This is a genomic window from Campylobacter sp. BCW_6465 (assembly GCF_001762815.1).
Classification (GTDB): Bacteria; Campylobacterota; Campylobacteria; order Campylobacterales; family Campylobacteraceae; genus Campylobacter_D; species Campylobacter_D jejuni.
In genome coordinates this window covers 1-6,008 of sequence record NZ_MJXN01000091.1, presented here as the reverse complement: position 1 = coordinate 6,008, position 6,008 = coordinate 1, and the positions used below count along the sequence as shown (strand labels likewise).

The following is a 6,008-nucleotide window of genomic DNA, read 5'->3' as shown; positions in this document are numbered from 1 at the left end:
ATTAAAAAGTCTAGGTTTAAGCAAGGGCATTTTTATACCTACCCTAAAGCAAAGAATGCCTATAAATTGGATATTTATAGTGTTTTTAGAATGAAATTTATTTTTCTCAAAAAAAGGGTGCTAAAAATTTTTGTACCTACCATACATTAACTTCGTTAATATATTGCCATTTTTATACCTACCCTAAAGTATTTTTCACCCTTGAAATAGAAAAGTCTTCTTCTCGCCCTTTATCACCTCATTTATCCCCCCTTCTTTATCCGCTACATTTCATTGAATAATTTTCCTCATTTATCCCCTCATTTATCCCCTCATTTATACCCCATCTCCCATTCCTCCCTATCTTGCATTCTACGCATTCAAATCTCATCTTAACGCTATCCTTAACACAAATCCTTATAGCCTTTATACTCATTCTTTCTCTCATTTATCACCTCATTTATTGCCTTATTTATTGCCTCATTCTTTCTCATTTACTCCCTATCTTTGCCATTTTTTAAACATATTTCTAGCATAAACTTTCCCTGATATATAAAAATACTCATTTCATACCCAAGTTAAATAAAAATACGGTATAATTTCATAAAGCACTAAAACCACAGAAGAAAACTTATGTCTAAAACTAATACACGCCCAAGCGAAAAAACAAAATGCACAAAGCCATAGAAACTTGATTTACCAAAATATACCTAAACAAAATAATCCACAAAGAGAAAAACGACAAATTATTTGTCAATATAACTAGCTGTCTAGCATTCATACTCTCAATCTATGGCAAAACAGATGAAAACAAAAGCAAAATGCACCTGCTGTTATGGCTTATATCAAAAAAACAAAAAACACTTTTATTGCCAAACTAAAAAGAGTTAAAAACCATGAGAGCATTATCGATTTACAAGCCAAATACCCAAAGCTTGATATAGTTTCAGCCTATCAATTCCTAACCCTCAAAGATAAATTCAAAATTACCAAATCAGAAATCCAAGATTTTGAAACACTAATCGATATTCTTTCAAAAAACGCCCAAAAATCAAAAAAATAACCCTAAAACGATAAAAACCATTAAAAAAATCATTTTAGCCTTTTAAAGGTTAATTCTGTCATTTTAAACCCTATATCCATTCAAGATACCCACTTGCAATCAAAAAAACACAAAAAAACCTACAAAAATCGCAACACAAAACAAAAACCACAGCCCATTTCAAAACTGCAAAGCATTTTTGAAAATTCGCAAGAACTTCTAAAATAAGCCCTAGCTCTCATATTATCGCTATAAATCAAGCACAATCAAAAATACACGCCATGAAGAAAATTTTGTAGTTTTTAGCTCTAAAGTCTATTTTTGCCAAAAATCTTACACAATAACTCGATTATCAATAATGCTTAAAAACCTACAAAATAGATATTTTAAAAGCTTTTTACAAATCGCAAAATGTCGGTAAAACATTAGCATAATTTGCCTACAACAATAAGATTTAAACGCCTATATTTAGGCTATATTATTGCATTATGCCCATTGGCTCAACTTTTTACATTTTTTTCAAAAAAAGCAAAAGAACCTAAAAATAAGGGTTTTAGCATAATAAGCCCTAAATATTGATATTTTATTTTTTTTATTACACTTTTTAGTATATTTTTTTCAACAATAAAAATTAAATTAATATTAAAAACCCTATAAAATAGTATTTTAAATAAACTCTTTTTTGTAGTTAAGTTGTAATAAAGTTGCACTCAAGTTATAGTAAAAATAACATTAACTACATATTAACTACACTTTTACTTCAAAAAACATGCAAATTTTCACATTTTTGTAGTGAAAGTGTAATAAAGTTGAACTCAAGTTGTAGTTAAGTTGAAAATAATTGTAATAAAGTTGCACTCAAGTTGTAATTATGTTGTAGTTAAGTTGTAGTTAAGTTGAAAATAAAATGCAGTTTATCAAGTAGCGTTTTTTTGCACTCAAGTTGTAGTTATGTTGTAGTAAAAGTGTAGTTAAGTTGAAATAAAAATTACATAAACATAAACTATACTTGAAGTAAAGTTGTATTAATGTGTATCACATATTGAAATAAAATTACATATTGCTTGAAAACAACTTGTAATATATGTATTTTATTTAGTTGATTTGTAATTAACTCGCAACAACTTATATTTTAACTCCAACAGGAAAAGTAATAGGCACTCCTATTGAAGGAGCGGTTGATTCTGACATACTTTTTGGACTATTGAAAGGTTTAGAAGATTATAAGAAAGGACAATTAGGTTTTTAGCGTGGAAAAAAACATAGAAAAATTAATTTTAGAAGCCTATGAAGATAGTAAAACTAAATTTGACCATGTTACTACAGGACATATCAGTCAATATTTGAAAAGAAAATATGATTTAAAAATCAATTGTAGTAAGGCATTAATAGAAGCAGGCTTTGATCTTGAAAAAGATGAAAACGAACCTTCTTTAGTTTATGTTAAAAAAGCTACCACAAGAAACAAGACTTCAAATCGTGATCAAATTCAAAACAAAGTTGAAGAGAAACCTTTGTTGTTTCAATTTGCCTATTTTCCAAATTTTCTAAATACACTCCAAGAGCTTTCCAATATAGCTCAAAAAGAATTTTGGGGAAACGGAAATAGTATTTTATTTTCCTACTTGTTTAAATATTTTGAGTTCATTTACGAAAATAAAAGCTATCCTGATATTATTACTTATAATAAAGACAAAACAAAGGCATGTTTCAATACAGGTTTGTATAGTACAGGTGTTTTTCCAATATTTGCATGCTTTGAAAAGCAGGAAAATGGAGGATATATTTTTAGAAAATTTTGTTCTAATGGAGATAGAGTTTTAGATGATTTAGAAATACCTAAATCTTTAAGCGATTATGATACATTCAAAAATGAAATCATTTTTGACAGTAAATTGGATTTTAGAGTAAATCATTTGCATCTTTTTGAGAGAAAAGAGCGATTACCTGAAATTGTGAAAAAACTAAATGATAGGTTCATAGGACACATTATTAATGGTGAATTGAAAATCATCAAAGATAATTATAATCTTCAAAAGATGATTATTCCTGCAGCTTATAAGCAAAGGGTAGTTTTATACATTCCTTTGAAACTTCAAGAAGAATCAGTTGATACGATAGTTGTAGTTGAAAAAGAGGAAGTTAAAAACGAACAGTATTACGCTGTGAGAACTATACTAAATCCGCATGATAATATTTACAAAACCGCAAGAGTTCTTTCGATAGTTGAATCAGAATGGGTGAAAAACACCATTTGAAAGTGAAAACATTGATAAAATAGGCTTTTGAGATAAGTCTATTTTATCATGTAATTTTATTTCCAAAAAAAGAAATGGAAAGAAAGCTTGAAAAAAGTACTTACAAGTGTGAATAATAATATTTTTTGTAAAAATTTGATATGATTTAAGAATATTAATCCAATATTAGAGAAATTCATGCCAACAGAACAAACCGATCTTGAATATTTGTTTTCTAAAGAAAGATTAGAATCTTATAATAATATTTACGAACATTTTGATAATTTAAAAATGATTGCAAGCATAACAACAAAAATAGCAATACTTGAACTAGTATTAAGAAATTTACTAGATAAACATATGAAAGAAAAAGATTTAGAATGGTTAAGAAATTATAACGAAGAAAACATCAAACAAAAAATAATTAAATTGCAAAACAAAGAAATATTAGATAACAATCAACTCATTTCAAGAATTTCTTTAGGAGATGTAATATTTATAATTAAGCTAGAACACTTAGAGGCAAAAATAATTAATTCTTCTAATATAAATTTTAAAAAATATTATGCACACAACAAAGAATATTACTTTCACTATGTAAATAATAAAAAATATAAAAATAGTTTTAGCAATATAGAAAAAGCAAATATTGTTCTTAACCTTTTACTCACAATCAGAAATAGAAGTTTTCACTGGGAAAATTTATATAAAACAAAAATAACAAATCAAAAGGCTTTAGCTCCTAGAATCACCACAAAATCACATAATACCTTTATAGGCGTTATGCCAAATAAAATCAATGCTTTTTTAAGTGATTTAATAGAGAGTTTTGAAAAAGATTTGAATAGCTACTTAAAATAGTATTTAAGATGGGCGATCTCGATCCGCCCTTATAATGATTTTAAATTATATCATACAATAAAAAAATTGTCAATTTAGTTTATATTTAGTATTGCTCTAAAATGTTGATTGTATAATAACATAATATTTAGATTTTCGTTTTAAAGGAGTGCAAATGAGTGATACTATTATTTTAGGTATTTTATTAGAGAAGTACAATAATGCTAAATATAAAAAAGTCGGAAACTGTATTAAACTTCGTTATCAATATCACGATATAAATGTGAATTTATATTTTGATGGTTATGATAAAAATTATCCTTCAACTTCTATAATATTAGCAATGGATAAATCTTACTATATTACTTCTTTTAATGTGGATAATTTCGATGAAAAAAATCAATATTTAGATAAAATTCCAGATCCTATACTTAATCTTATTAAAGATGAGAATAACAAATTAACTTCATTTTATAATGAGATGAGAAAGCGTATCAAAGAAGATAATTTCCAAAACATTAGTTACAGCAGTGACATAGTGTTTAATAATACTATGCAATATAATAAAAATAAAGAAAATGGTAATCCATTTTTTCATTATATTAGAGCAGCAGTAATGACACCTGAACATTTTAAAAAATTATTCCATAGTATGAATATTTCAAAAGAAATTCTCATGAAAATTCAACAAGCAGGATTTACCATTGTAACTACAAACGACCCCAATAAAAGAAAAAATTTTTATGAGAAACTAAAAAGTAAAGAAATTTTTATAGAAGTTTTATAATAGAACATATTAACGATAAAGACTTTGCAAGAACAAATAGCCGAAAGCCACGCCTCTTTCGGTTAAGTGTTTTTTGTTACAATTGTATTAAGCTTAGACTAAGTGTGGTTTTTATAGAATTTTCAACGGTTTTTTTAAGTGAGATAATCAACAAGCTTGATTATCTCGTTAATTAATTCTAAGACAAGAACTAAAAACTCAATGATCCTACTCATTATTCCTCTTTCTTATAACCGAAAGAGTAGCCATGCTTAATACGCTTTAATTATAGTATTTTTGAATGAATAAGTTTTAATGTTTTATATGAAAATTTGGGTGTTATCTCAATTCTTTCCTATAATTTGTTTTTTTCTTCATCATTATGAAAAATCATTGTTTCAATACAATTTTCTTTACAAAATTGTTTTATTTCATAATTATTGTTTGTTTCATAGAATTTAACAAGATGGGTAAAAAACTCATTCATATCATTCTTAGCAATTGCCAAAATACCGAATCCATTTTCAATTAAAATTTTATTAGCAATTAGCATTGAAGTTCTTTTATTTCCATCAAAAAATAATTGACTTCTCATAAGATATAACATCAAATCCAATGCTACTTCTTTTTTATTTTCATTTTTTAAAATTGTTTCTATATTTTCACTAACCTCATAATCAATAGGTAATTTTGGTTTAAAATTTGTTCCACTTATTTTAACATCAGCTGTTCTTAAAAATCCTGATTTATGAACCAAATCTCTGCCTACAATCCTATTAAAGTCCTGTATCAAACTCAAACTAACTTTTTCATTAATGGTATCAAACAAATAATTCCAAGCTCTTTTGAGATTTAAAATTATTGTTAAATCTTGTATTGTTTTATCAGGAACACTAAAGCCATCTATAATCATTTGAGTTTCAGGAAAAGTAACATTTACACCTTCTAAATTCGCGGATTTCCAAATAATATCTACAAGGTTTCTTTTTGCTAAAAATATATTTTCTTCTAAAGTTAAATTTCTCATTTTAAATCTTTCCTTCATAAAAATCCGCCTTGAGTTTTAACTCTTGGCGGAAATAACCCTAAAGGCTAACTATGAAACGACATAGTAAGCGTTTTGTGAGATTATATCTAAACTTTA

General features: G+C 26.5%; 6 protein-coding genes. 4 read left to right on the top strand and 2 right to left on the bottom strand.

All coding sequences use genetic code 11. From position 1 onward, the window contains the following. Positions 1 to 256 precede the first annotated feature (256 nt). Positions 257 to 427, bottom strand: a complete 171-nt coding sequence (locus AJ886_RS10550; RefSeq protein WP_186820746.1) for a hypothetical protein — start codon at positions 425 to 427, stop codon at positions 257 to 259. 387 nt (positions 428 to 814) lie between these two features. Here AJ886_RS10550 and AJ886_RS10795 point away from each other — a divergent pair, with 387 nt between their 5' ends. The 4 genes from AJ886_RS10795 to AJ886_RS06960 all read left to right on the top strand — a co-directional run bounded on the left by AJ886_RS10795 (position 815) and on the right by AJ886_RS06960 (position 4,885). Further along, positions 815 to 1,042: a hypothetical protein gene (locus AJ886_RS10795; RefSeq protein ID WP_052950196.1), complete on the top strand. Its 228-nt coding sequence runs from the start codon at positions 815 to 817 to the stop codon at positions 1,040 to 1,042. A 1,229-nt stretch (positions 1,043 to 2,271) separates the two neighbouring features. Beyond that, a complete protein-coding gene (locus tag AJ886_RS06970; RefSeq protein ID WP_070287448.1) occupies positions 2,272 to 3,279 on the top strand; it encodes a DUF3825 domain-containing protein in 1,008 nt (335 codons plus the stop codon). Positions 3,280 to 3,456: 177 nt separating this feature from the next. Further along, positions 3,457 to 4,119: a hypothetical protein gene (locus tag AJ886_RS06965; RefSeq protein WP_002871457.1), complete on the top strand. Its 663-nt coding sequence runs from the start codon at positions 3,457 to 3,459 to the stop codon at positions 4,117 to 4,119. Positions 4,120 to 4,273: 154 nt separating this feature from the next. Next, positions 4,274 to 4,885 (top strand): DNA repair protein Rad50, encoded by a 612-nt coding sequence (locus tag AJ886_RS06960; RefSeq protein ID WP_070287447.1) that lies wholly within the window; start codon positions 4,274 to 4,276, stop codon positions 4,883 to 4,885. A gap of 334 nt (positions 4,886 to 5,219) precedes the next feature. Here the strand turns inward: AJ886_RS06960 and AJ886_RS06955 are convergent, their stop codons facing one another. Then, complete coding sequence (locus AJ886_RS06955) at positions 5,220 to 5,909, bottom strand: Fic family protein (protein WP_070287080.1); 690 nt, start codon at positions 5,907 to 5,909, stop codon at positions 5,220 to 5,222. Positions 5,910 to 6,008: the final 99 nt, after the last annotated feature.

Coding starts and splice junctions, on each gene's coding strand:
- AJ886_RS10550 (WP_186820746.1), bottom strand. CDS start 427: ATGAGAGAAAGAATGAGTATAAAGGCTATAAGGATTTGTGTTAAGGAT.
- AJ886_RS06965 (WP_002871457.1), top strand. CDS start 3,457: ATGCCAACAGAACAAACCGATCTTGAATATTTGTTTTCTAAAGAAAGA.
- AJ886_RS06960 (WP_070287447.1), top strand. CDS start 4,274: ATGAGTGATACTATTATTTTAGGTATTTTATTAGAGAAGTACAATAAT.
- AJ886_RS10795 (WP_052950196.1), top strand. CDS start 815: ATGGCTTATATCAAAAAAACAAAAAACACTTTTATTGCCAAACTAAAA.
- AJ886_RS06955 (WP_070287080.1), bottom strand. CDS start 5,909: ATGAAGGAAAGATTTAAAATGAGAAATTTAACTTTAGAAGAAAATATA.